We start from the raw sequence: 273 nt of genomic DNA on the forward strand, positions 1-273 counted from the left end.
CAACGCTTGCGGCGGATGGCAAAACGCTGACCGTGCCGGGCGAAGGCGTCTGGACTGTGGATGCGGTGACGGGCGATGTGACCTTTACGCCCGAGGCCGGATTCCTAAGCGATCCAACCCCTGTGGGCTATACGGTGGACGATGCGGACGGCAACACGTCGAATGTGGCGGCGCTGGCGATTGACTATGGCGATGTGCCGGTTGCGAACGACGACACGTTGATCAGCCCGGTCTATGGCGCTGCAACGATCTCTCCTTTGGGCAATGACACGG

Annotated in this window: 1 protein-coding gene; it reads left to right on the plus strand. The window is 61.9% G+C overall.

All coding sequences use genetic code 11. The features are described from left to right. A partial coding sequence (locus ACXAGA_RS16485; protein ID WP_475118557.1) for a hypothetical protein occupies positions 1-273 on the plus strand: 273 nt, incomplete at both ends.

This window comes from Marivivens sp. ABH4_498 (genome assembly GCF_056160585.1).